Origin of the sequence: Bacillus cereus group sp. RP32, from assembly GCF_040459735.1 — a bacterium.
Classification (GTDB): Bacteria; Bacillota; Bacilli; order Bacillales; family Bacillaceae_G; genus Bacillus_A; species Bacillus_A wiedmannii.
In genome coordinates this window covers 2044898-2069490 of record NZ_JARVHO010000001.1, presented here as the reverse complement: position 1 = coordinate 2069490, position 24593 = coordinate 2044898, and the positions used below count along the sequence as shown (strand labels likewise).

Genomic DNA, 24593 nt, shown 5'->3' with positions numbered 1-24593 from the left:
CCCTTTCATCATAGCTCTATGTTTTTCGAAGCATGTTCCCTTTGCTTCTCTTCCTCTTTCACTAACTGTATATTTGCATAAGCTAAATTTGCAATCATTAAAAAGTGACCACCTAAAATGCCTGTACCGAATGCCCACATTTCCATTTCATGCTCAATTTCATACATAATAATAGCTCCTAAAATGGCTGCTGCAAATCGGTTTAAAACTCCTAATCCAGGAGCCTTTTCTTTCATGACGATACTTTTCCCAAGTTTCTCCACTCTGCGAGCTAATAACCAAAGACAATATGCACTTACAGCTAAGCCGATACCAAACCCTGTTACTTGTTTTCCAAACGGAGTAATCGTCCACATAAGTAGTAAACCACTAAAGATCGCATACAATTGTAATCGATATACACGTAAGGCTGCTTGAATCAAAATATCCGCTCCTAATTTCGCATTTTTTATACTTTAGAAGAAAAGCAGCAACTTACACAGTTGCTGCTTTCTCTTCTTCTTGCTCTTGTTCCATCTTACGAATTTCAACACGTTTAATTTGGTAAGCATCTTTTTCTAGCACTTTAAATTCATAACCTTCCGCCTCAACGTGTTGTCCTTCTTCAATTTCATGATTTTGCATCATAATCCAACCACCGATTGTATCCACATCATCTTCTTCAATGTGTAATCCAAATAAATCTTTCACTTCGGAGATAAGCACTTTTCCATCAACGATTTTATGGTGCTCATTCACATGCTGAATTGGTGGTGCTTCATCTTCATCATATTCGTCACGAATTTCGCCGACGATTTCCTCCAAGATATCTTCAAGCGTTACAATTCCGGCTGTTCCTCCGTACTCATCATATAAAACAGCCATCGGAATTCGCTTCTTCTGCATTTGAAGTAATAAATCGTGAATTGGAGTTGTTTCCATCACTTCAATAATCGGACGCATATACGTGCGAATCGATGATAAATCTTCTTTATCGTTGTTCATATATCGAATAAAGAAATCTTTTACATTGACCATACCGATAATATCATCTTTATCTTCTCCAAAAATCGGATAACGTGTGTATCTTTCATTTTGGATTACTTTCATGTGTTCTTCTACTGAATCTTCCAGGTAGAAACCAATGATTTCTGTTCGCGGTACCATAATCTCTTTTGCAATACGATTATCAAATTCAAAAATGTTATTTACATACTTGTATTCAGCTTGATTAATTTCGCCACTTTCATAGCTATCTGAAAGGATAAGGCGTAATTCTTCCTCTGTATGAGCTACTTCATGTTCTGAAGCTGGTTTTAAACCGAATAAGCCAGTTACAACACGAGCCGAACCGTTTAATACCCAAATAAATGGATACATGACTTTATAGAACATCATTAACGGACCTGCCAATAACAATGTTACTTGTTCAGCCTTTTGAATTGCCATCGTTTTCGGAGCTAATTCCCCTACTACAACGTGTAAATACGTCATTAGCATAAAAGCAAGACCAAATGTTAATACTGATGAGATAGAAGGATTTATGTTCCATTTCTCAAATAACGGGTGTAATAACTTTTCAATTGTCGGTTCACCTAACCAACCTAATCCCATAGCTGTAACTGTAATACCTAATTGACAAGCAGATAAATATTCATCTAAATTTGTTGTTACCTTTTTCGCTGCTAAAGCACCGCGTTTCCCTTCCGCAACAAGCTGATCAATACGACTTGAACGTACTTTTACAATCGCAAACTCTGCTGCTACGAAAAATCCAGTAAATGCGATTAAAATCGCAACCATGACTAAATTAAATATTTCCAATGAATCCCCTTAGTTTAAAAAACTAAGGTGTCCACCTCCTGTATACTATAATGTTTTCTTATTTGTTCATTAGAAAACATAGCCCGATACAAAAATTAAAGAGGTCGGATTTCACTTTTTTCTATAATAATAGAACAAGTGTCTGTATTAAAGCTGTCGTTTGACCAGATAAAGATTTCGATATTTTTTCACGTTGTGAATCAGTCAATCCATCTAAAAGCGGCTTTAACTCCGTTAACTCTGCTTCTAATCGATGAATATGGTCGGTCACTTCATTCACTTGTTTCGAAACGTGTTCATTGATACCGAGCAGCTTCTTCTTCTCCTCGATTTTCTCTTTAATCTCACAAAGCGGCATATGCATTTCTTTGCACTTCTCAATAAATTGTAATGTCTCAAATGCTGTTTCATCGTAATAGCGATAATTAGATTGAGATCGCTCCGCTTTTAAGATTCCTAGATTCGTATAATAATCAATCGTGCGTTTCGACACGTGAGCCATGAGAGCCAACTGTCCGATTCGATACACCTTCCCAACGATCTTCCCCCCTTGTTTATATTACTAACATCATACAATACATAAACTGTACAGTCAAACGTGACGGTTTATTATTCATAATTTATACACAAATCCACATGCCATCTAAGTATGTAGTATATTCACACTCTATAACTCTATCCATATAGTTAGATTACTGTTTTTTCGATATGCCGATACCAAAATGTAAGAATGGAATCATACGTTCCTTTCAACCTTTCTTAATTAAAAACATATGATAATAATATTGAAATAAAATTATTATTTATGCAATTGGAGGAGATTAACATCACTAGGACAATTATCTCTCACTTTTATAACGAGGAGTATTTATTACCATGGTGGCTTATGCATCACACAAAAATATTCGATCACGGTATTTTAATTAATAGAGGCTCTACAGATCGTTCAGTTGAAATTTGCAAATTATTTGCTCCCCACTGGGAAGTACGAAATTCAAGATTCCTTGAATTCGATCCCACTAATACTGACATTGAAGTAATGGAAATTGAAAGAGAAGTTTCAGGTTGGAAGATGGTATTAAATACTACAGAATTTCTTTGTTGTAACAATGTAGAAGAATTTTTCTCATCACTTCACACGCTAGAACAAAATATGTATGCGATTAGAATGATTGTCATGATTGATAAGCATGATTACAATTATTCAAAACTAAGATATTCCATTCCTTTAGTAGAACAACGATATCACGGGCTTTTTCCTTATAAACCAGAAGTCGGATGTGCCTGGAGATTTATACACAACCATCTTGATGGTGCCTATTTACCAGGCAGACATTTTACACGGCACCAACATATCGTTTATAACTCCCCTTCATTCATTTTTAAATTTTATTTTAGCCCTTGGAACGAACATACAAAGGCAAGAAAATTACAAATTACACCCACCCTCTCAAAAAAGGGCATTCGATTGGGACTTCAAACACAATATGGTCGGTCCTCTGAAGAACTCGAAACTCGATTTTTAATGTTAACTAATTCAACACAGGATCTACGTAATCACCCTGAGTATCAACATTTATTCCCTAAATTCAAACCTTAATATTTCTCATCCTATCATGTTCCACACATTTTTACGCACTTAGCTAAAAACCATACCATTTGTATTTCATATGAATACTGTATATATTATAAATTTTTATTTTAGGAGGAAAAAATGAAAGCTGTTATTCTTGCAGGTGGATACGGAACAAGGATTGGGGAAGAAACGCATTTAAAACCAAAACCTATGATCGAAATTGGAACAAAACCTATTCTATGGCACATTATGAGTTTGTATAGCCATTACGGGATTACTGAATTTATTATTTGCTTAGGCTATAAAGGATATGCAATTAAAGAATTTTTTCTAAATTACAACTTACACATGTCCGATTTCACGATACATTTAAGTGACAATACAATTACTAACCATTCTCATCGTATAGAACCGTGGAAAGTTACATTAATTGATACCGGTCTAAATACTGAAACAGGTGGACGAGTTAAAAAAATACAACATTACGTCGGGGACGAACCTTTCTGCCTCACTTATGGCGATGGATTAAGTAATGTAAATATAAAAGAACTCATTGCATTTCATAAAAAAAACGGCAAAACGGCTACTGTTACAGCCGTACAACCTCCTGGTAGATTCGGTTCTCTCGTCTTAGATAAACAATCTGTAACATCATTTCAAGAGAAGCCATTAGGTGATGGCGGATGGGTTAACGGTGGATTTTTCGTTTTAAATCCTGATGTTTTCTATTACATTAGCGGAGATAAATCTGTTTTTGAAACAGACACTTTAGTTCAGTTAGTAAACAAAAATGAACTAGCCGCATATCAACATACTGGTTTTTGGCATCCGATGGATACATTGCGCGATAAAAATAAATTAGTCGAGCTATGGGAAAGTAACAATGCTCCGTGGAAGGTTTGGTAATATGGCTTCATCATCTTTTTGGAATAAGAAAAAAGTATTCATTACAGGACATACTGGCTTTAAAGGCTCATGGCTCACCCTTTTTTTAACTTCTTTAGGCGCAGAAGTAATCGGATACTCCTATCAACTCCCCTCCAATCCTAGCCTTTTTGAACAAGGTAATGTAGCAAATGAGTGCACATCAATTCATGGCGACATTACAGATTACGATTCTTTATTCCATGCCCTAAAGCAACATAACCCTGATATACTATTTCATTTAGCAGCCCAGCCACTCGTCACCACTTCATACAAAAATCCCATCGAAACATTTAAGACGAATGTTTTAGGTACTGTTCACGTATTAGAAGCGGCAAAACATATAGAAAATATACGCGGCATCATTAATGTTACAAGTGATAAATGTTATGAAAATGACGGGAGCGGTAACCGGGCATTCGTGGAAACTGACCGGCTAGGAGGTTTCGACCCTTATAGTGCTAGTAAAGCTTGCGCTGAACTAGTTGCAACATCATATCAAAAATCATTCTTTCGCACTAACACTCTGCATCTTGCCTCAGTAAGAGCAGGTAACGTCATCGGCGGTGGTGATTGGGCAGAAGACCGATTATTCCCGGATATCATTCGTGCATATTTACAAGATGGTACATTAAATATTAGAAACAAAAACGCTATTCGCCCGTGGCAACACGTATTAGATCCTTTACACGGCTATATCCTTTTAGCTGAAAAACTTTGGAAAGACGCCGAATGTGCAGCTGCGTGGAATTTCGGCCCGATAAATGAACCTAACAGAACCGTTCATAATGTCATTCAATCTATAATGACATTATGGAATAAACCACTAACAATCCTTTCTCCTCATACAAACACTCCTTATGAATCACCTATTTTAACAATCGATAGTACAAAAGCAGTAAATAAACTCGGTTGGACTCCTAAGTTATCAACAGATCATTCTATCGCTTGGACTGTTGATTGGTACAAAAAATATGCATCTCGTGAAAATATGAAATCTTTCACGCGACAACAAATCGATGCATTCAAAAATTTATAAGGGGGCTATAAAATGGAACAGAAAAAATGCCGTTTTTGCCACTCATTACTAACAAATACTTTTTTAGATTTAGGAGTTTCCCCTCTCGCTAACTCATTTGTCGCTCCTGAAAACTCATATAAAATGGAACCATTTTATCCGCTACACACATTTGTTTGTAACTCTTGTTTACTTGTACAATTAGATGAATTTGAATCTCCACACAATATTTTTCATGACTATTTATACTTCAGCTCTTACTCATCAAGTTGGCTACTACACGCTAAGCAATATGTAGAAATGGCTATTAAGCGTTTCAACTTAACAAACCATTCGAAAGTGATTGAAATCGCGAGTAACGACGGGTACTTATTACAATACTTTCAAAAAGAAAATATCGAAACGTTAGGAATTGAACCAGCAAAAAATGTAGCAGAAATCGCTATCCAAAAAGGAATTCCTACTGAAGTGAATTTTTTCAGCAATGATTTAGCAGAGAAATTACCACAAGCGGATTTAATCGTCGCAAATAACGTATTAGCACACGTCCCAAACTTGCATGATTTTGTTGCCGGTTTAAAAACGTTATTAAAACAAGACGGTACGATAACAATTGAATTCCCACACTTATTAAACCTAATTTCCTTTAAACAGTTTGACACAATTTATCATGAGCATTTCTCTTACTTCTCACTTATAAGTCTTCAAAAAGTTTTAGCTCATCATCATTTACAAATTATCGATGTAGAAGAACTTTCAACGCACGGTGGTTCCTTGCGTATTTTTATAAACCATCATAGTGCCTCATCCACTATCCATTCCAATGTTACAAAATTAATCCAAAAAGAAGTAGATTACGGGTTAGATACATTAAATTGCTATCTCCTTTTTTCTAAACGCATCGAACAATTGAAAATAAATATTTTAAAGTTTTTTATCGAAGCAAAAGCTTTAAACAAACAAATTATCGGTTACGGCGCTCCTGCTAAAGGAAACACCCTTTTAAATTATTGCGGGATAGGAAAAGAATTTCTAGCTTATACAGTAGACAAAAACCCTCACAAACAAAATCTCCTTCTACCAGGTAGCCGCATTCCAATAAAATCCCCAGAAGAAATTAAACGTACAAAACCTGATTACATTCTCATACTTCCTTGGAATTTAAAAGATGAAATTATGAAAGAATGCTCTTTCATTCGTGAATGGGGTGGCAAATTTTTAGTAACGATTCCAGAAGTTAAGGTGATTGAGCCATGACAAAAATCCTTGTAACAGGCGGTAGCGGATGGATTGGTAAATATGTTGTAAATTCTCTTATACAAAAGGGCTATGAAGTGCACGCCACTTATCATACAAATAAGCCTTCTCACCTTTCTTGCCATTGGCATAAAGTAAACTTACTTTGCGATGAAGAAATAAAAAAACTCATTTACGACATTAAACCTAGTCATCTCATTCATTTAGCTTGGGAAGCAGTGCCGCCAGCGTGTTACGTATCTATTAATAATTACTATTGGCTTACGTGCAGTATCTCATTGATTCAACACTTCACAACATGCGGTGGAAAGCGAGTCATTATTGCAGGTACTGGCGCAGAATATGAATGGTTTAACGGCGTATTATTTGAAGATTCACCGCTTCTTTCGTATAAAAACCCGTATTCATTATGTAAAAATGCACTACACTCCTGGCTACAAACGTACGCACAACAAACCGGCCTCAGCATCTGTTGGGGCCGCATTTTCCATATGTATGGGCCTCACGAACAAGGAAATCGGCTCGTTTCTAACATTATCACTTCCTTATTAAAAAATGAGGAAGCACTATGTACACATGGAAAACAATCAAGAGATTTCCTCCATGTGAGCGACGTCGCTGATGCTCTCGTAACAGTATTAGAACATGGCGTTACAGACACAATCAATATCGCTTCTGGTCAATCTGTACAAATTAAAGAATTAGCTTCTATCATTGCTAAAAAGATTGGAAAAGAACATTTAATTAAACTAGGTGCGATCCCTTTCTCTAAAGATGAACCTTTATTCGTCGGCGTTAATGTAGAGCGTTTAAAAACTGAAGTAAACTGGAAACCAACATACGATCTAAATACTGGGATCGAAGAAACAATTTTATGGTGGGAATCATTTATAAAAAAGCATAACGATACGCACCACTAAAACGTAAATCCTTCGTCCCTCTCGCTAAATCCTTATACCATCCTTCTAATTTTTCAGGTGTAATAATATGATGCGTTCCCATCCCCCCATGCTTACTAGCTTCAGAAAGAGTCGGACCAATTTGTAATTTGCGCTTTCTCATCGCATCGTTCCAAGGGCTGAAACCAAACCATGCAATACACGCAAGTGGCGGATAAATCATAGATTCATGTGCAGATAAATGTCTTCCAACAGTATAACTTCCGTGTTCATGATTATGAATAAATCTACCTCTTCTCCATAACGGCCAATCTTCTGGTAAATAACCGTGGAATCGCTGTTTCATTAAAGGTATTCCAAAGTTAAGGTCCGGATAATTGTAGTTAAAATCATCGACCATAATAAGCCCTTCCAGCCAATACATCCTCCCTCCCAATTCATTCAGTGATTTCCAAAACTGATTTTTATCTTGCACACAAAGAAACTCAGTCGTATTTAAAATCATTTTCCATCCCGTTACTTCTTGCTCTATCACCATCACTTCATGATCTGTCGCTAACGCATCAAATTCTGGATTTGCAGAATCTCGTACCTCCCAGTGCGGTGCAAACTTTTTACAAATTTCAACCGAACGATCTGTTGAACCTTTATTAATTAAAATACCATGATCAAACAGTTTCGTATGATGAGCAAGCCACCACGGTAATAAATACTCTTCGTTATAAAAATGAGAAATAACGGTTGTAGTTATAACAATCTCCTCCTCGTTCTCTATTAATCTACTTTTTCATACTACTCTTACTATACTTATTAGTTATGTCATTGGTTTCTCTTATTTTAAAAATATGTTTTTCTACCATATACTATGCTTTCTTAGAAAACCACCATTTTCTAAAGAATCAACTTCGTACAATAACCATCCCAATAAACTGAAAATTAAGTTATAATATCATTATAAAATTATGAAGGAGGAATGCACTCATGTACTACAACACTTCATTCGAAAACGATCAACCTGTAGGCCGTCTATAAACTAAGACGGGCATTCATATAACACGTGCATTATGCCTCGTCTTAGGGAATTCATAATACCCTAAAAATAGACGGAGGTACTTTACATGAAACAAACAATTTTAGGAGCTATATGTTTATCACTAGCAGCTAGTATATGGGGCGGTATGTACGTCGTTAGTAAATACGTACTCGACTTTATCCCACCGCTTACACTCGTTTGGCTACGCTTTATTATTGCTTTCGTTGTTTTATATTTCATTTTGAAAATAGCTGAAAAAAAGCAAAAGAAAAAAGTAACCATTCACAAAAAAGATTGGCTACTCTTCGCCTGGATTGGATTTATCGGCTATTTCATTTCGATTACATGTCAATTTATCGGAACAAAATTATCCGACGCTCATACAGGCTCGTTAGTAACGTCAGCTACACCTGCATTTATGGTTATATTTGCAGCGATCATTTTAAAAGAAAAGCTCACCGCTCGTAGACTGCTATCTACTATCATAGTGACAATCGGTGTCATTATCGTAATCGGATGGGATATTGAAATTGGCTCCTATTTTATCGGTACAATCATATTAGTTGGGGCCGCTATTACGTGGGCTTTACTATCCATTTATGTGAAGATTGCTTCAGTTCAATTTTCATCTTTAATTATTACAACGTACGCCATATTCTTTTCACTCTTTTTTATTACTCCTTTTATGGTATGGGAACTACAATCAACCTCTATCGAAACAGTAAATACGTACGTAATATTAGGCGTGTTATACTTAGGAGTCGTCTCAACAGCAGGTGCCTTTTTCCTTTGGAATAAAGGGTTAGAATTAATGGACGCAAGCATCGGCTCGTTATTTTTCTTCTTCCAACCCATCGTCGGATCATTGCTCGGTTGGTTACTCTTAAATGAGACATTAAATATTAACTTTTTTATTGGTGGTATTCTTATTATATGTAGTGTTTTCATTACTACGTTTGAAAAGAAATGAAAAAACAGGCAGAGATTCTTAATCTCTGCCTGTTCCACATTCTTTACGCACTCCAATGCGATGGACGGGACAACATTTTCGGCAATTTCGTATGTTTATCCCCTTTCGCTGCGTTAATTTGAACTTGCGTCAGAAAGATACTATTTGTAAAATCGGCTCCGCGAATATCTGCATCTCGTAAATCTGCTCCGATAAGATCTGCTCCTCTTAAATCTGCTCCATTTAAGTTAGCCGCAATTAAATACGCTCCTCTTAAATTCGCTCCTTGCAAATCTTTCTTCTTCAAATTTGCCCCCATAAGGTCTGCTCCGCGATGACTCATTCGTTTCTTACGCGCGGCATTCATTTCCTTCCAAACTAGCTCACTCGTTTCTAAAAGTAACACATTTACTTCCGCACGGTGTAATGGAATATTTACTTTCATTAACTCGTCCGCATTTAAATTCGAAAGGCGCTCCGTCTCTTCAATTGCTTTACTTAGTTCTTTATGAATCGATTGTGTCGCCTGTAAAAGAATCGCTTCATTCAAATACCACAGTATTTCATGAAGCTGATGCATAACTGGAAAAGCATCGTACATTTTTCTCGCATGCTTAGCATCTTTCCGCCAATCAATCCCGTTAAACGTAACTTGCGAAATCTTCTGCCCAGCACCGAAACACTCAAACACTGTACAACCTTTATAACCTTTTCCTCTAAGATCTTTATGTATGCTACATTTATAATCTGACTGTAAATTAGAACATGGCTTCCCACCATCTTTATTCACCGCAAAATCTACCGATGCTGCGAACGGTAACGCCACGCAACATAAACCGAAGCATTTTTCACAGTTTGCTTTTAAATGATCGTTATAATGAGTCAAAATATATACCCCCTGTTGTCTTTTGACTATTTCATAATATTCCAACTGCACTAAATAATCAATTTTAAAATAAAAGAGCATCTTTCATTTCAATTCATAACTTTATCATTCAATTTCCTTTCAATTGAAAAAGACAGTCTCTATCTAATGAATTATAATTAAATTATAAATATTCAAACTAAAAGGAGACTTACTATGGCACTCGAAATGAAAACAAACTGTCAAATTTGCGATCAATCTCTCGAATCAAATTCCGAAGCCTACATTTGCGTGTATGAATGTACATTTTGTGCACCGTGTACAGAAGAAAGACACAACGTTTGCCCAAACTGCGGCGGCGAATTAGTACGTAGACCGAAGAAGCAATAGAAAAAAGCAAAGCGATATCGCTTTGCTTTTTTCTATTTTTGGGGATTTGAAATTATATCAACGATTTTTCAAATATATCGACGTTTCGACAAAGAATATCGACTTACCGACAAATAACGACACCGCTATATGCATTGAACTTCAACTCAAATTAAACATTTAAAAACTTCACACAAACAGGTTCTGGTACAATAACATCAGATTGTAACAATGCTAACTTCCCTGTCGTTTCATTTCTTGAAAATAAAACAAGATTATGTGACTTTTCATTTGTAGCAATAAGAAATTTTTCAGTCGGATCTAATACGAAGTCCCTTGGCCAATTTCCTTCTGTAGATGTATGTGCAACAAATGTAAGCTGACCTGAATTTTGATCCACACTGAAAACAGCGATACTATTATGACCGCGATTACCTGCATATACAAAGTGGCCGTCAGAAGAAATATGAATCGCACTTCCTTGACTATTGTCATCAAATTCTTTTGGAACGGTAGAAATATACTGCAACTCTGTAAAAGACCCTTCTTCCGGATTATATGATAATGCAATAACTTCCGAGCTAAGTTCAGTCATGACATAAGCATGCTTTCCGTTCGGGTGAAAAGCAATATGTCTCGGACCACTTCCTGGGTTTACAGACAAACTATTCACTTCTTTTAACTTACTATCTCTTATTTCATACGTAAGTATTTTATCAATTCCTAAATCAACACCCACTACATATTTTTCATCAGGAGTATATCCCGCATAATGTGCATGTGGTTTCTCTTGTCTTTCTTTATTCGGACCTGAACCTTCATGTGCCATAATAGATGTGGCAGGATTTACAGTTCCATCTTCTTCATTAACTACAAAAGACTCAATCGTTCCTTTATGGTAATTCGCTGTAACTACCGTACGATTTCCACTATCCACACTAATATGACAAGGAGAAGCCCCTTCTACTACTTGTCTGTTTTCTTCCGTTAGCTCTCCAGTATGACTATGAATCGAATAAGCAGCTACACCACCAGATTCGCCTTCCTTAACAACAGAATAGAGATATTCATTATTTTGGCTAATCGTTACATATGTAGGGTTATCCAGCTTAGCCGCAAGTGTTACATTACTAATTTTCTTTGCTTCCGTATCTAAAGTAAACTTATATATTCCTTCACTATTTTCTTTCGTGTACGTTCCAACATATCCAATAAACTCTTTGTTGTCCTTCATTTTCATAACCCTCTCTCCCTATATTTTTCATTCACCATACTACTTAAAATATTTTATGTTGAAAGAGTATCCTAAAAAAATCGGAGTACTTCTTTATACGTTACCATATTTCTCTGCTAAATAGCCTTTAAACCCACTTTTTTTGATACGCTGCTATACTTTCATATTCTTCTTCCAATTGACGGGACAGACGAATATAGATTGGTGTTAAATCTTTATATTTTTCCACACTTTCCATGTTTGGTTCATGGTGGAAATTCGCACCTACCATTTTAGATACTACGCATAATGTATCTATTTCACCTAAACTATATAAACCGAGGATTGCAGCTCCTAAGCAAGAGCTTTCGAAACTTTCCGGAACATATACGTCTTGATGAAAAATATCCGCCATCATCTGTCTCCAAAGTTCCGATCTTGCAAAACCGCCTGTCGCTTGAATTTTTTTCGGTTCACCAATTAGCTCTTTTAAAGCAAGAAGAACTGTATACAAGTTATAAATGATTCCCTCTAAAACAGCACGGATAAGATGCTCTTTCTTATGGTGTAGTCCAAGCCCAAAGAAAGATCCTCGCGCATTTGCATTCCATAAAGGAGCTCTTTCCCCTGCTAAATACGGATGAAACAATAAACCATCCGATCCCGGATTCACTTTTGCTGCTATTTCCGTAAGCAATTCATAAGGATTTTTTCCTAAGCGCTTCCCTTGTTCAACTTCTAACGCACATAACTGGTCACGAACCCACCTAAAAATCATACCGCCATTATTCACCGGTCCACCAATTACCCAAAGGTCCTCAGTTAACGCGTAACAAAAAGTCCTACCCTTCGGATCCGTTACAGGATGATTTGTGACAACTCGCACTGCAGCGCTCGTACCAATTGTAATAGCAACTACTCCAGGTTCTATTGCATTTACACCTAAATTCGATAGTACCCCATCACTCGCTCCTATTATAAAAGGAGTCGTAACAAGTACATTCATCTCTCTTGCAAGTTCTTCATGTATCCCTATTAAACTGTGCGTCGTTGGAACAACTGTAGATAGCTTTTCATCTGTAATTCCTACCACACGCAAGGCCTCTTCATCCCATTTTAAAGATTTCAAATTGAACAGTCCTGTTGCTGATGCAACAGAATAATCAATTACATATTCTTTAAATAACTTATAGAAAACATACTCTTTAATTGAGATGAATTTAGAGCTTTTTGCAAACAACTCAGCATGCTCATTTTTAAGCCAAACTAATTTCGAAAGTGGTGACATAGGATGGATTGGTGTCCCAGTACGTAAATAAATTTCATGACCATTCATATCATTCTTTATTTTCTCTGCCCAGCTCGCACTTCTATTATCTGCCCAAGTGATACATCTCGTTAACGGATTCCCTGCTTCATCTACTGCAATGACACTATGCATTGCCGAACTAAAAGAAACACAAAGAATATCACCTGGCTGCACATTACTTGATTGTATAGTTTCTTTAATCGTATGTATGACCGCTTGAAGAATCTCTTCTGGATCTTGTTCTGCTATTTCTGGTGCGGGCGAATATAAAAGATATTCAATCCCATGGCTTGCAATAACAGATCCATCGATTGAAAACAAAACTGCTTTTGTACTAGTTGTCCCAATATCTACACCAATCATATATTTCGAACTCACTATGTAACCCCTTTCAAATCATTCCTATAACAAAAGAGCACCATGGTGTCTACAAAAAGACGCTCCCTTATGAGAGCTACGTTTTCATAAACTTCACTCTCATAAGGGGATCCTTTTTATAACCATTGTGCTGTTTTGAAAATGCATGGTGTCTTTTCATATCGCTGCTTTTACGTAATAAGGTACCAAACTCGAGATTTATTTTAAAGGATGAAGTTACATAGAGATTGGTCCTCTCGTGAAAAAGCAATTTGTGTAAACTTTACTTCCTTATAACTTAGGCGCCTTCGCCCAATCCGCAGCAAACTTCTCAATACCTTGGTCTGTTAATGGGTGCATAGCAAGTTGTTCAATTACTTTATAAGGAATTGTTGCAATGTGAGCACCTGCCATTGCTACACGAGTGACATGGTCTGGATGTCTAACAGAAGCCGCAATAATTTGTGTATCTAATTGATGAATATCGAACAATTCAGCTATTTTAGCAACTAATAGTACGCCATCTTCAGAAATATCATCTAGGCGACCTAAAAATGGTGAAACATACGTTGCACCTGCTCTAGCAGCTAAAAGGGCTTGGTTCACAGTGAAAATAAGGGTAACGTTCGTTTTCACACCTTTTTCAGTAAGGTAACGACAAGCTTCTAATCCTGCTAGCGTCATTGGAAGTTTTATCGTGATGTTTTTATCGCCACCGTTAATTTTAATCAGTTCTTCTGCTTGTGCGATCATTTCTTCAGCTGCAACAACATCTGGAGTTACTTCTGCCGAAACAGATTCAACTTTAGGCACTGCCTGACAAATTTCTGCAATACGGTCTTCAAACTTAATGCCCTCTTTCGCTACTAAAGAAGGATTCGTTGTAACGCCGGCTAAAACTCCAAGTTTATATGCTTTTTTTATGTCCTCAAGATTTGCAGTATCAATAAAAAACTTCATAATTCATTCCCTCCATTTTTTAAACGTTAACGAGTTATAATTTTAAGATATTTATTTCTTTTCTACTGCATGTCCACCAAACTCATTACGCAGTGCTGCTACAACTTTTCCTGTAAATGTATCATTGTCTAATGAGCGGTAGCGCATTAATAGAGACATTGCGATAACAGGAGTTGCTGTTTGAAGGTCTAATGCTGTTTCTACTGTCCATTTTCCTTCACCAGAAGAATGCATGACGCCCTTAATTTCATCCAGTTTTGCATCTTTAGAAAATGCGTTTTCAGTCAATTCCATTAACCATGAACGAATGACTGAACCGTTGTTCCATACTCTTGATACTTTTTCATAATCGTAATCAAATTCACTTTTCTCTAGAATCTCAAATCCTTCACCAATAGCAGCCATCATACCGTATTCAATTCCGTTATGAACCATTTTTAAGAAGTGACCACTACCAGCTTTTCCAGCATATAAGAATCCATTTTCTACAGCAGTATCACAGAAGATAGGTTCAACGATGTCCCAAGCTTCTTGATCTCCTCCGATCATGTAACAAGCTCCATTACGCGCGCCTTCCATTCCGCCAGAAGTTCCTGCATCCATAAAGTGAATGCCATCTTTCTTTAGTTGCTCATATCGGCGAATTGACTCTTTATAATGTGAATTACCAGCTTCAATTAAAATATCTCCTTTTGATAGCAATGGTGTAACTTCATCAATAACAGAATCAACGACAGCGTGTGGTACCATAACCCAAAGAATTCTTGGTGATTGTAATGATTGAACGAGTTCACTTAAGCTAGATACACCTGTAGCACCATACTCTTTCATTTCTTCCACTGCACTCGTATTTAAATCAAATGCTGCTACTTCATGTTTATGATCCATTAAATTCTTCCCTAAATTTAATCCCATTTTACCTAAACCAATTAATCCTACTCTCATAATATAATTCCTCCTTGAATTACCTTTCATCATAAATACATGTTAATAAAATGATGAATATCTTTTTGTCATATTGTTTTACATATAAAGAAACGTATGAAATACCTTCATGTAAGAATGTACTTATTTTTTCAATTCCTCATCTAACCACCATTTAAACTCACTTTCTTGTAATAGAGCATTTGCAGCATCTGGACCATACGAACCCGACTTATATTCATGAAGTGGTAACAAGTTTTCTTCGAATGCTTCAAGTATTGGCTGCACCCATTCCCATGACAATTCAACTTCTCTCCAGTGTGCAAAGAATGTAGAATCTCCACATACAGCATCATAGATAAGCCTTTCGTAAGCTTCAGGTATTCCCACTCCTGTTTGCTCACAAGTAAAATGAATACGGATCGGTTCAAGCTCTCCATTGTTCAATGGATTTTTACTATTTAATTGGAGTGAAACATTTTCATTTGGGCTAATTTCAATGATTAACAAATTAGGCGCTGCATTTGGATTACTATCTTGATACTGCTGTTTTAATGTATTTTTAAACTCAATTACAATACGAGTAGACTTTTCTTTCATTCTTTTTCCTGTTCGTATGTAAAAAGGAACATCAGTCCAAAATGGGTTATCAATCCATAAGCGAGCCGCAACAAATGTATCTGTTTGAGAAGAAGGATTTACTCCTGGCTCCTCTCTATACGCCACAACTTGTTGTCCTTTTATCTCCCCTGAAGCATATTGTCCGCGAATGATATGGTTCTGAACGTCTTCTTTTTTCACTTTACGAAGAGTCTCCATCACTTTTCGTTTTTCCTCACGAATTTCACATGCATTAATCTTTTCCGGCAGATTCATAGCAGTCATCATTAATATTTGCAGCATATGATTTTGAACCATATCGCGAATGGCTCCTGCATGATCATAATATGCTGCCCTTTCTTCTACCCCAACCGTTTCACTAGCTGTTATTTGTACATTCGCTATATGTTCTTTATTCCAAATCGATTGAAGAACAGGATTTGCAAATTCAAGTGCTTCAATATTTTGAACCATCGGTTTACCTAAATAATGATCAATACGGTATATTTCGTCTTCTTCAAACGTTCGACTAAGCTTATCATTCAGCTCTCGGGCAGATGTAAGATCATGACCAAACGGTTTCTCAATCATTAGGCGCTTCCATCCATCTGTTTTATCAAGTCCACTTTCTTTAATATTTAAAGCAATGGTCTCAAAGAAGTCAGGAGTAACTGAAAGGTAGAACATTCTATTCCCTTGTATATTTTGTTCTTCTTCCCTTTCATGAACTACTTGTAATAACTTTTTATAATCTTCTGGCTTATTCACATCTAACGGACAATAACGAAAATACTCTAAAAAATCTTCTATTTTCGGAGTACCTTCTTCTCTGCGACGAGAAAAAGTTTCTATGGATTCTTTTACTCTTTTTTGAAAATCTACATGAGATACTTCACGTCTTCCAAGCCCGATAACGGATATTGGCTTTGGAAGCTTTTGATCTCTATATAAGTTATATAGCGCGGGGTAAATTTTCCTTTTCGCTAAATCCCCTGTCGCTCCAAATAAAACAAAGGTCATCGATTCCAATTTCAGTCCTCCTCGTGATGTATAGTCATTGCCAATATAGTAAGAATGCATTGTATAGAAGCTACTATTATTGTTGATCCAACCTTACTTCTTAACTTCTAATTTTTTATATTTGTCGCTTTCTAATTGTCCCCAATATTAATAGTGGCAATTCAAAACATTTTCCCCACATCCTACTTACTCAGTTATACTTACATAAAATAACTCAATTATAAAAAGTAATTAAGTTACTTTATGTCTATCATATTAACTACATAGATTATTATCGTCAAGGAAAGTGTCTTGAATTAAAGATTTTTCATTTCGTAACATCTTATTAAAAATATGTTCATGAACTGAATAATAAAAAGGAAAAACCGAACATATTCTTGTTCGGTTTTTCCTTTTTATTATTGCTTTAAATGATTTTTAACTGCCCTTATAACTAATTCATGATCTTCTTCTGGTGGTAACCCTGAAACTGTTATCATTCCAATAACCCCTACGTCTTTTATTTGCACAGGAACGCAACCACCAAACGCAGCATAATCCGACCTATCTAAAAGATACTTTTCATTATATGGAACACCCGTTATTTCACTTTGTATTTGCATATAATACGAGCTATGATTGTGCAAAGAAACAACTCGTTTTTTACGCTCAATCCATTTCGTATTTTCCTCAGTTGTCCCCGTCATCTTGAAATGAAATAATTGCACACCATTTTTCGCTATATCAACAGCAATCAATTTCCCTTCCTTTTTCGCTGTTTCAACGATAAATAAACCTATTTGCAGTGCATCCTCATTTGTAAAAGAGGAAAATTGAAGTGTTTCCTCCTCTATTAAAATTTGTTTACTTATTTCATTCAAATTTGAAGTACTCATATGTTTATCCCCCTTACTCACTTTATGCCACATTGCCTTTTTTAAAATTATGCGACCCTACCGTACGGACTTTCCATATAACTAATAACGTAAAGCGTATTCTTTTCTTCTTGGTGCTATTATGAATTATATTTAACGCCTTAAAAATGTATGTCCTTTCGTACTAAACATTTCGTATAGAAGTTTTCTTCCTGCTACTACTTACAAGCATAAAAAAACCAGTTACTTAAGCAACTGGTTCACTAAAAGTTTTATCTAGAATATTCATTCAACCAAAGGAATGCTTGTTCATAATCATCGAAAAATTTTACAGATTCTTTTGTATTAGATTGTTGTAAATAATTCAGTATCTCTCCTTCTTCAAGAAGAAAAGCAATTGCCTTACTGTGTTTCAAAATCGTTTCATTGAAAAACTTCTCTTTCCATGCTTTTTGAACAGAAAAGTGATCTGGTATGTATCCTTTTCTATCGACCAACAATTTGTATTTCCGCCCTTCGGAAATGAATTGCTGACAAACTTGCTCGAAGCCATTAAACCATTCATAAACATCATCTGTTTTAATCTTGCCTATAAGACGAGTAACAATTATATCTCCGGAAACCGTTGCGCTAATATTCAGTTTATTCATTTTAAAATCATCTCCCTTAGTTACAATTATGCGTGAATCCCTCATAAAATCAATAAGATCAAACTGTAACGCATTAAAAAGGGACAGACTCTCCAAACGGAGAAACCTGTCCCAAAATTGTTCTATTTTGCATTACAACTAACAATCGTGAATTAGAATAATGATTTAATACTTGCTAAAACAGTAAGTACACCTACAATAATAACAAATACGTTACTCATTTTCCCTTTGTATTTAGCTAGTACTGGTACTTTATTGATTGCATACATCGGTAATAGACATAAGATAGCAGCAACTAATGGACCGCTTAGAGAATCAATAAGTCCAAGAATACTTGGATTTGTATAAGCAACAAACCAGCATGATAATACAACAAAAGTAAGGACGATTGTCTTAATTGTTTTTTCTTCAATAACTTTTCCACGTGATTTACCGAACTTAATAATCATGTCACGCATTACTTCAAATGCTCCGATATAATGGCCAAGGAAAGATTTTGTAATAGCCACAAAAGCAATGATTGGAGCTGCAATCGTGATTACAGGTGAATTAAGCTCATTAGCAAGATATGAAAGGATTGATAAGTTTTGCTCTTTTGCCATTTTTAAATCCTCTGGAGTCAAGCTTAATGTACTACTCCAAACGAAGAACATAACTACAGCGAATGTCATGATATAACAAACTTTTTGTATTTGCGCACATTTAGCATCAGTAGCTTCTATTCCATACGTAGCTCTCTGTTTTACAACAAATGATGAAATCATAGGTGAATGATTAAATGAGAATACGATGATTGGTAGAATCAACAGTATCGTTCCAAAATATCCTGTTCCTGTTGAAGCAGTAGAAACAGCTGAAAAGCTAAGCATTGACGTATTCCACTGTGGAATTAAAGATATTGCGATAAAAAGTAGAGAAGCTATGAAAGGATACACTAGCATACTCATGATTTTTACAGTAATATCTTGACCAAAATTCAGTATAGCGATAAGACCAAGAACTAATACAAGTGATAAAATAGCCCTTGGAGGCTCTGGCATGTGCAATTGATGCACGATAAAACTACTTGCAGTATTTGTAAGCGCAACCGAATACATTAGTACGATTGTGTAAATTGAACCGAAATATACGATGTTAAAAATGATACTTGCTTTATTTCCGAAATACTCTCTAATTGTACCTGTGATCCCCTCATCAGCAGAATTAGAAGCGTATATCATTTTAGCAAGTGCCCTATGTGAGTAATACATAACTGGATATGCAAGCAATGTAATTAGTAGTAATGATAATAAACCACCTGAACCTGCATTAATCGGTAAAAAGAGCACCCCTGCTCCAATTGCAGTTCCAAATAGGCTCAATGCCCATGTAGTATCCTGCTTATGCCACTTTTTCGGATCTGCATATTGCTCATTTTCTAGTGCGATATTTTCAGCTTGAACTTCTATTTTCTTTGCAGTATTCCCGTTCATATAATAACTCCCCCTTGTATCCTATTCTTGCGTATCTCTTTATAGCTAACGAACATTCCCCTTTTTGGGAAAATAAATTCCTTACAAGTTGCCCCACATTGTATGTCCTTCATCATAATGAATCCAAATTGAAACATTCGCTAGTTAGCGTCCTAACATAAATGTTAGCGTTCACAAAAAAGTTTACTCGTACTATCCGCTCTTTATATAAAGACCGCTTAAGAGAACAATATTGAATAGACTTCATAAATACGTTGCAACATTTCTAATAACAATGTATTACTTTAATGGTTTCTCTTACTTACTTGTAACAGTAATTTTAGATAAACCGGCCTCTCTTCATTTATGAGGCATTTCTTTCTCAATTCTATACATCACTTTCATAACTTCGGCAGCATTTATGGTATTGATTACACAAGCCACTGAAGCACTTTACATACATTTCGCCTCTAATCACACGCCTTTCTTTCTATTAATCGCATTTTTTATATTTTCTCCAGAGATCATAAAATTTCTCTCGACGCCCTCATTATAACGTGTATATTTATAAAATTAATATTTTTATATTTTCAGAAATATTTAATGGATATAATTTTACATGGATAATAATTTACAGTTAGCATGCAACCCTTGTTCCTATCACTTATAACGGAATTAATTAGCATAAAACAGAGTAAAATATTGTCTATCTAAGCTACTCATTTTAAAAATACTTATATCCTTCTTTACCGAAAAATTTTATTTTGATTCAAAAAAGATATTCTAGTAAATAATTAATGTAGTTAAAAAGAAATATCTCTTCAAATGCATAAAACACTTTACAGGATATATATTACAGATATTGCATTCACATACATTTTTAACTTGATGGTAACGAGAAAACCGGTAACATTTTGCTCAACGAAAAAATAAGCTGCCCATATGGACAGCTTATTTACATCATTATCATTATTAGGAGTGGACAAACGAATCACTTCAATGTCATCTTAATTTTAGTTTTTTCAACTCTTCTTCAGGGATATTTCTATGTTTGTATTGAATGGGTTTTATTTCATTTCCTTTTATACGAAAAGTAATTGTGTCCTCTCCATAAGGCGGATTGTGTGCCCCTTCAAAAGTTTGAATTTCCACAGTTACATAGAAAATATAATAATGTAATCTTTACAATCCCTCATTAACTAGCTCTTTTATCAAGTTTAATTTTGCAGAGAGCTCAATAAACCATTCTTCATCCCCTGTTAATAATGCAAGGTCTATAAGATAAAGGATTTGCTCCTTATTTATTACCTTTGATTCAGGGAGTTTGTTAACGTGTTTACTAAAGAGTAAAATCGCTTCGTTTTTTGTGTACTTGTCGTCGCGTTTCACAATGCTAACTGTAACTACATCTTCTACTTCATCAAGTGATACAATGTAACCAACTATGAATTCACCCTCATTTGATATTCCACGAACCCAATCTCCCACTTTTAAAACATGATTATTATTTGACATCATACTTTTCACCTTCTTATAAATATTTTTTGTAACGATAAAAAGATATAAAAACTAACTTATACTGTAATATTTTTAATTACAGTTTTTCAAAGAACTCACAGCTACATAATAATTAAGCCGCTTAACGTTCTTGATTAATAAGGTCAACAACTTCTTTCATTGTATAATTCTTTAAATATTCACCTAGATGTTCTTCCGCACCTAAGAAAATAGCAAAAAGAACTTTCCTCATGTTCGAACCTACAATACACTGATCATTTGATTCTGGACACTTCGGCTGCAATGCCCCTTCAGAGGTTATTTGATACATATTCCAAAGATTAATTTCACTTAAATCACGGGCAAAAATAAAACCTCCACCCGTCCCCTCTTTTGATTGTATAAACTTATGTTTTTTTAACAAACTTAGCACTTTGCGGATGCGTACTGGATGAACACCTGCACTTTCGGAAATAGCATTACTTGTTGACATCCGATCTGGTTGTAACGCTAAATAAGTTAAACTATGAATGGCCAAGGTAAAGTCGCTGTTCATCGTTGTCCTCCTACGATAAAAAATGATTCCGCTCTTCGTAACATACTGTATCCATAAATATTACAGATAGGTTATTAAAATATATAAGAAGCATGCTTAGCATGAAAAAATAAATCCCTTTATATTTTATCAGAACTCCCCTATATCTTCTAACTTCATGTAGCTTTTTAAGTTGCAAATCAATTTAAACAGTCCACTGTCTCTTAACTTGTTCTTCTGCCAATTGTTTAATTTTTGTCCAAATCGTATCTTTACTCACAAGAACATTTGTTCGATAGTTTCTATCTTTATAATTAACTGTAACACATACTTCAATCACTTCTATTTCCTCCTTTCAAAATATTACTTATTAATTAGCCATTTTTTGCAATTCAACATTCAAAAATGTTCGAACGCTACGCGGTAAAAATTTACGAATTTCTTCCTCATTAAAACCAACCTGTAATCTTTTTTCATCCAGCATAATTGGACGACGTAACATTTGAGGATACTCAATTATTAATTTATAAAACTCACTAAGTGAAAGCGCCTCAATATTTATATTTAATTCCTGAAAAGTTTTAGATCTAGTTGAAATAATTTCAGTAGCACCATCTTCAGTTAAACGAAGAATGGATTTAAGTTCATCGACTGTAAGCGAATTTGATACGATATTTTTTTCGGTATAATCAATTTGATGTTCTTCAAGCCACGCTTTTGCTTTTCGGCATGAACTACAGCTTGCTGTCGTATATAAAATCACCATATTTTACACACTCCTTTACTTTTTAAAATTATTATATAGATTATTGAAATGTATTAAAAAAAATTACAGTTTATAATGAAATACACGTTATATTATTTATTCGAGAATATTTAATTTATCTATTTTTTACAAACAATAGCAACTCGCTTCTAAAAACTATACTGTAATTTTAAACTTTACAGTTCAATTAATCAACTGTTAAGTCTTGGATGCATTCCATTAGCGAAACAAATTATATTCCACTTTATTCCGTTCTTCCCTACATGTTTAGCATAATAAAAGCTACTACATTGAACACAGCAACATTGTAGGAGGAAATACGCGAGCAAAAAAGCAAAGCGCGCACACTTTGCTTCTTACAAAATCCCTTTTAACTTTTTACCAATTAACTCCGCTACATACTCATAACCTTGTCGGCCAAAATGTAAACCGTCTTTTTCATCATTTTCTACTAATCTTTTATAATGAGGCTCTTGAATCATTTCAGCATATAAATTTAGAAAATAACTTCCTGTCTCCTTCGCCACTTCCTCTACTACGTCTGCATACTGACCAAGTACTTTATTGGTTCTATTATGCTGACGTTCTTCATCAACTGGCGTAGGACTAATAAGTAATACCTTTTCTGGTGAAATCATACTTACAATCTTCCCTAAATTATCTTTGTATACTTGTAATGGTACTGGATCAAATAATACCGAATCATTCGTACCAAGAAAAACTGTTACAAAGTTTGGTTTATGTGATAGTACATCCTCTTCAATCCTATGTAACGCATCGAACGTATTATCACCCGGAACCCCCGCATTTACCACCTTCCAATTCGGAAACATCTCCCGCAAACGCGGTGTTAACCTCGGCGTTTCATCAAAAAACGTTTCATCAGCTGTAATACTATCTCCAAAGCATACTAACGTTTTCATTACTCTACACTCCTTTACGTATGAAACAGTTTTCCTTCTATCGCTTTCACATATCTTTCCGCAGAACGTTCCACTGCCTCATTAGCATTCTCTTTCACTACTCTGTGAAAAGCATTATATAAACGATTAAATTGTAACGGCTTCACTCGATTCGCCATTTCCTCCACTTTTCTTGCCGGTAATGGAATTAAATTTGGATAGCTGTACATGAAACTCACCCACTGCTGATCCGCTACAACTTGAATAATATCACCTGTTAATAAAATACCTTTCCCATCATTTCCTTCTTCCCAATGTAATACAGAACCGCCGCTAAAATGTCCTCCGAGACGATGAATAGTAATTCCATCCGCTAATTGTAAAGACTCACCAGACCAATAAATAATACGGCTACTCGGGCGTACTACCCACTCTTTATCGTCTTCATGTATATAAATTGGTACATCTAATATTTCTGCCCACTCTACTTGAGTTGAATAATAATGCGGATGAGATAGTGCAATCGCATCTAACCCGCCCAACTCCTTTATCTTCTCAATTGTCGTTTCATCTAAATAAGTAATACAATCCCATAGTAAACGATACGCTTCCGTTTTTACTACATATCCCGTTTGCCCAATCGCAAATGCCGGTTTTGTCGTAATACTATAAAGCCCATTTTCTTCTTCTATCATTTCATTTTTATAAGTACCACTCGATTGCAAGTTTTCTAAAGTCGTCCAAGACTGCCCTTTCGGATTCACATATTGTCTCTCCTCATCACAAATAACACAACTTACCGGTTCTTCCACACTCGCTGCATACTGCACACCACATGTTGTACAAACGAAATTTTTCATCA

General features: G+C 35.5%; 26 protein-coding genes and 1 pseudogene. 7 read left to right on the top strand and 20 right to left on the bottom strand.

Features of this window, described 5'->3' with window-relative positions:
• Nucleotides 1–8 precede the first annotated feature (8 nt).
• From QCI46_RS10685 to QCI46_RS10675, 3 genes are all read right to left on the bottom strand, one after another.
• A complete protein-coding gene (locus QCI46_RS10685) occupies nt 9–422 on the bottom strand; it encodes an ATP synthase subunit I (protein ID WP_061678950.1) in 414 nt (137 codons plus the stop codon).
• Between the two features lie 52 nt (nt 423–474).
• Nucleotides 475–1803, bottom strand: a complete 1329-nt coding sequence (locus tag QCI46_RS10680; RefSeq protein WP_046957914.1) for a hemolysin family protein — start codon at nt 1801–1803, stop codon at nt 475–477.
• A 121-nt stretch (nt 1804–1924) separates the two neighbouring features.
• The gene (locus tag QCI46_RS10675; RefSeq protein ID WP_000285638.1) at nt 1925–2332 is read right to left on the bottom strand and encodes a MerR family transcriptional regulator; all 408 of its coding nucleotides are present in this window, start codon (nt 2330–2332) and stop codon (nt 1925–1927) included.
• Nucleotides 2333–2608: 276 nt separating this feature from the next.
• Here QCI46_RS10675 and QCI46_RS10670 point away from each other — a divergent pair, with 276 nt between their 5' ends.
• The 5 genes from QCI46_RS10670 to QCI46_RS10650 all read left to right on the top strand — a co-directional run bounded on the left by QCI46_RS10670 (nt 2609) and on the right by QCI46_RS10650 (nt 7498).
• Nucleotides 2609–3403, top strand: coding sequence for a glycosyltransferase family 2 protein (locus tag QCI46_RS10670; RefSeq protein WP_353840189.1), 795 nt, complete (start codon nt 2609–2611; stop codon nt 3401–3403).
• 114 nt (nt 3404–3517) lie between these two features.
• Nucleotides 3518–4285, top strand: coding sequence for a glucose-1-phosphate cytidylyltransferase (gene rfbF / locus QCI46_RS10665; RefSeq protein WP_353840188.1), 768 nt, complete (start codon nt 3518–3520; stop codon nt 4283–4285).
• 1 nt (nt 4286) lies between these two features.
• Nucleotides 4287–5342 carry a CDP-glucose 4,6-dehydratase gene (gene rfbG / locus QCI46_RS10660; protein ID WP_353840187.1) on the top strand — a complete coding sequence of 352 codons (1056 nt, stop codon included), beginning with the start codon at nt 4287–4289 and terminating at the stop codon, nt 5340–5342.
• Nucleotides 5343–5354: 12 nt separating this feature from the next.
• Nucleotides 5355–6578 (top strand): methyltransferase domain-containing protein, encoded by a 1224-nt coding sequence (locus tag QCI46_RS10655; RefSeq protein ID WP_353840186.1) that lies wholly within the window; start codon nt 5355–5357, stop codon nt 6576–6578.
• Nucleotides 6575–7498 (top strand): NAD-dependent epimerase/dehydratase family protein, encoded by a 924-nt coding sequence (locus tag QCI46_RS10650; RefSeq protein ID WP_327959315.1) that lies wholly within the window; start codon nt 6575–6577, stop codon nt 7496–7498. Before QCI46_RS10655 ends, QCI46_RS10650 begins: the two co-directional genes overlap by 4 nt.
• Here the strand turns inward: QCI46_RS10650 and QCI46_RS10645 are convergent.
• Nucleotides 7467–8252: a glycosyltransferase family 2 protein gene (locus tag QCI46_RS10645; RefSeq protein WP_327959375.1), complete on the bottom strand. Its 786-nt coding sequence runs from the start codon at nt 8250–8252 to the stop codon at nt 7467–7469. The two genes, QCI46_RS10650 and QCI46_RS10645, sit on opposite strands and share 32 nt — an antisense overlap.
• A 343-nt stretch (nt 8253–8595) precedes the next feature.
• Between QCI46_RS10645 and QCI46_RS10640 the strand changes: the two genes are divergently transcribed.
• Complete coding sequence (locus QCI46_RS10640) at nt 8596–9480, top strand: DMT family transporter (RefSeq protein WP_353840185.1); 885 nt, start codon at nt 8596–8598, stop codon at nt 9478–9480.
• A 43-nt stretch (nt 9481–9523) separates the two neighbouring features.
• On the opposite strand, the gene QCI46_RS10635 is transcribed toward QCI46_RS10640, so the two are convergent.
• The gene (locus QCI46_RS10635; RefSeq protein ID WP_327959313.1) at nt 9524–10345 is read right to left on the bottom strand and encodes a pentapeptide repeat-containing protein; all 822 of its coding nucleotides are present in this window, start codon (nt 10343–10345) and stop codon (nt 9524–9526) included.
• 195 nt (nt 10346–10540) lie between these two features.
• Between QCI46_RS10635 and QCI46_RS10630 the strand changes: the two genes are divergently transcribed.
• Nucleotides 10541–10714: a DUF1272 domain-containing protein gene (locus QCI46_RS10630; RefSeq protein WP_327959312.1), complete on the top strand. Its 174-nt coding sequence runs from the start codon at nt 10541–10543 to the stop codon at nt 10712–10714.
• Between the two features lie 151 nt (nt 10715–10865).
• On the opposite strand, the gene QCI46_RS10625 is transcribed toward QCI46_RS10630, so the two are convergent.
• The 15 genes and pseudogenes from QCI46_RS10625 to QCI46_RS10555 all read right to left on the bottom strand — a co-directional run bounded on the left by QCI46_RS10625 (nt 10866) and on the right by QCI46_RS10555 (nt 24591).
• On the bottom strand, nt 10866–11933 hold the full coding sequence (locus QCI46_RS10625; RefSeq protein WP_353840184.1) for a lactonase family protein: 1068 nt from the start codon (nt 11931–11933) through the stop codon (nt 10866–10868).
• A 121-nt stretch (nt 11934–12054) separates the two neighbouring features.
• Entirely contained in the window at nt 12055–13596 is a 1542-nt protein-coding gene (gntK, locus tag QCI46_RS10620; RefSeq protein ID WP_353841857.1) for a gluconokinase, read from the bottom strand.
• A gap of 267 nt (nt 13597–13863) precedes the next feature.
• Nucleotides 13864–14532 carry a fructose-6-phosphate aldolase gene (fsa, locus tag QCI46_RS10615; RefSeq protein ID WP_048546534.1) on the bottom strand — a complete coding sequence of 223 codons (669 nt, stop codon included), beginning with the start codon at nt 14530–14532 and terminating at the stop codon, nt 13864–13866.
• 51 nt (nt 14533–14583) lie between these two features.
• Entirely contained in the window at nt 14584–15477 is an 894-nt protein-coding gene (gnd, locus tag QCI46_RS10610) for a phosphogluconate dehydrogenase (NAD(+)-dependent, decarboxylating) (RefSeq protein ID WP_353840183.1), read from the bottom strand.
• A gap of 123 nt (nt 15478–15600) precedes the next feature.
• Nucleotides 15601–17085, bottom strand: coding sequence for a glucose-6-phosphate dehydrogenase (gene zwf / locus QCI46_RS10605; RefSeq protein WP_353840182.1), 1485 nt, complete (start codon nt 17083–17085; stop codon nt 15601–15603).
• Between the two features lie 389 nt (nt 17086–17474).
• Nucleotides 17475–17984, bottom strand: a complete 510-nt coding sequence (locus QCI46_RS10600) for a heme-degrading domain-containing protein (protein ID WP_170968437.1) — start codon at nt 17982–17984, stop codon at nt 17475–17477.
• Nucleotides 17985–18202: 218 nt separating this feature from the next.
• Nucleotides 18203–18625, bottom strand: coding sequence for an STAS/SEC14 domain-containing protein (locus QCI46_RS10595; RefSeq protein ID WP_353841856.1), 423 nt, complete (start codon nt 18623–18625; stop codon nt 18203–18205).
• A 107-nt stretch (nt 18626–18732) separates the two neighbouring features.
• Nucleotides 18733–20052: an aromatic amino acid transport family protein gene (locus tag QCI46_RS10590; RefSeq protein WP_001014152.1), complete on the bottom strand. Its 1320-nt coding sequence runs from the start codon at nt 20050–20052 to the stop codon at nt 18733–18735.
• 981 nt (nt 20053–21033) lie between these two features.
• A pseudogene (locus tag QCI46_RS10585) lies at nt 21034–21198 on the bottom strand (DUF3888 domain-containing protein); the annotation flags it as partial.
• Between the two features lie 15 nt (nt 21199–21213).
• Nucleotides 21214–21549 carry an IDEAL domain-containing protein gene (locus QCI46_RS10580; RefSeq protein WP_353840181.1) on the bottom strand — a complete coding sequence of 112 codons (336 nt, stop codon included), beginning with the start codon at nt 21547–21549 and terminating at the stop codon, nt 21214–21216.
• 121 nt (nt 21550–21670) lie between these two features.
• Nucleotides 21671–22084 (bottom strand): Rrf2-family transcriptional regulator SaiR, encoded by a 414-nt coding sequence (gene saiR / locus QCI46_RS10575; RefSeq protein ID WP_001083471.1) that lies wholly within the window; start codon nt 22082–22084, stop codon nt 21671–21673.
• Between the two features lie 184 nt (nt 22085–22268).
• Entirely contained in the window at nt 22269–22403 is a 135-nt protein-coding gene (locus QCI46_RS10570; RefSeq protein WP_172554426.1) for a BA3454 family stress response protein, read from the bottom strand.
• 30 nt (nt 22404–22433) lie between these two features.
• Nucleotides 22434–22829 (bottom strand): transcriptional regulator SpxA, encoded by a 396-nt coding sequence (gene spxA / locus QCI46_RS10565; RefSeq protein WP_172554425.1) that lies wholly within the window; start codon nt 22827–22829, stop codon nt 22434–22436.
• Between the two features lie 356 nt (nt 22830–23185).
• Nucleotides 23186–23752 (bottom strand): SGNH/GDSL hydrolase family protein, encoded by a 567-nt coding sequence (locus QCI46_RS10560; protein WP_353840180.1) that lies wholly within the window; start codon nt 23750–23752, stop codon nt 23186–23188.
• 14 nt (nt 23753–23766) lie between these two features.
• On the bottom strand, nt 23767–24591 hold the full coding sequence (locus tag QCI46_RS10555) for an MBL fold metallo-hydrolase (protein ID WP_353841855.1): 825 nt from the start codon (nt 24589–24591) through the stop codon (nt 23767–23769).
• Nucleotides 24592–24593: the final 2 nt, after the last annotated feature.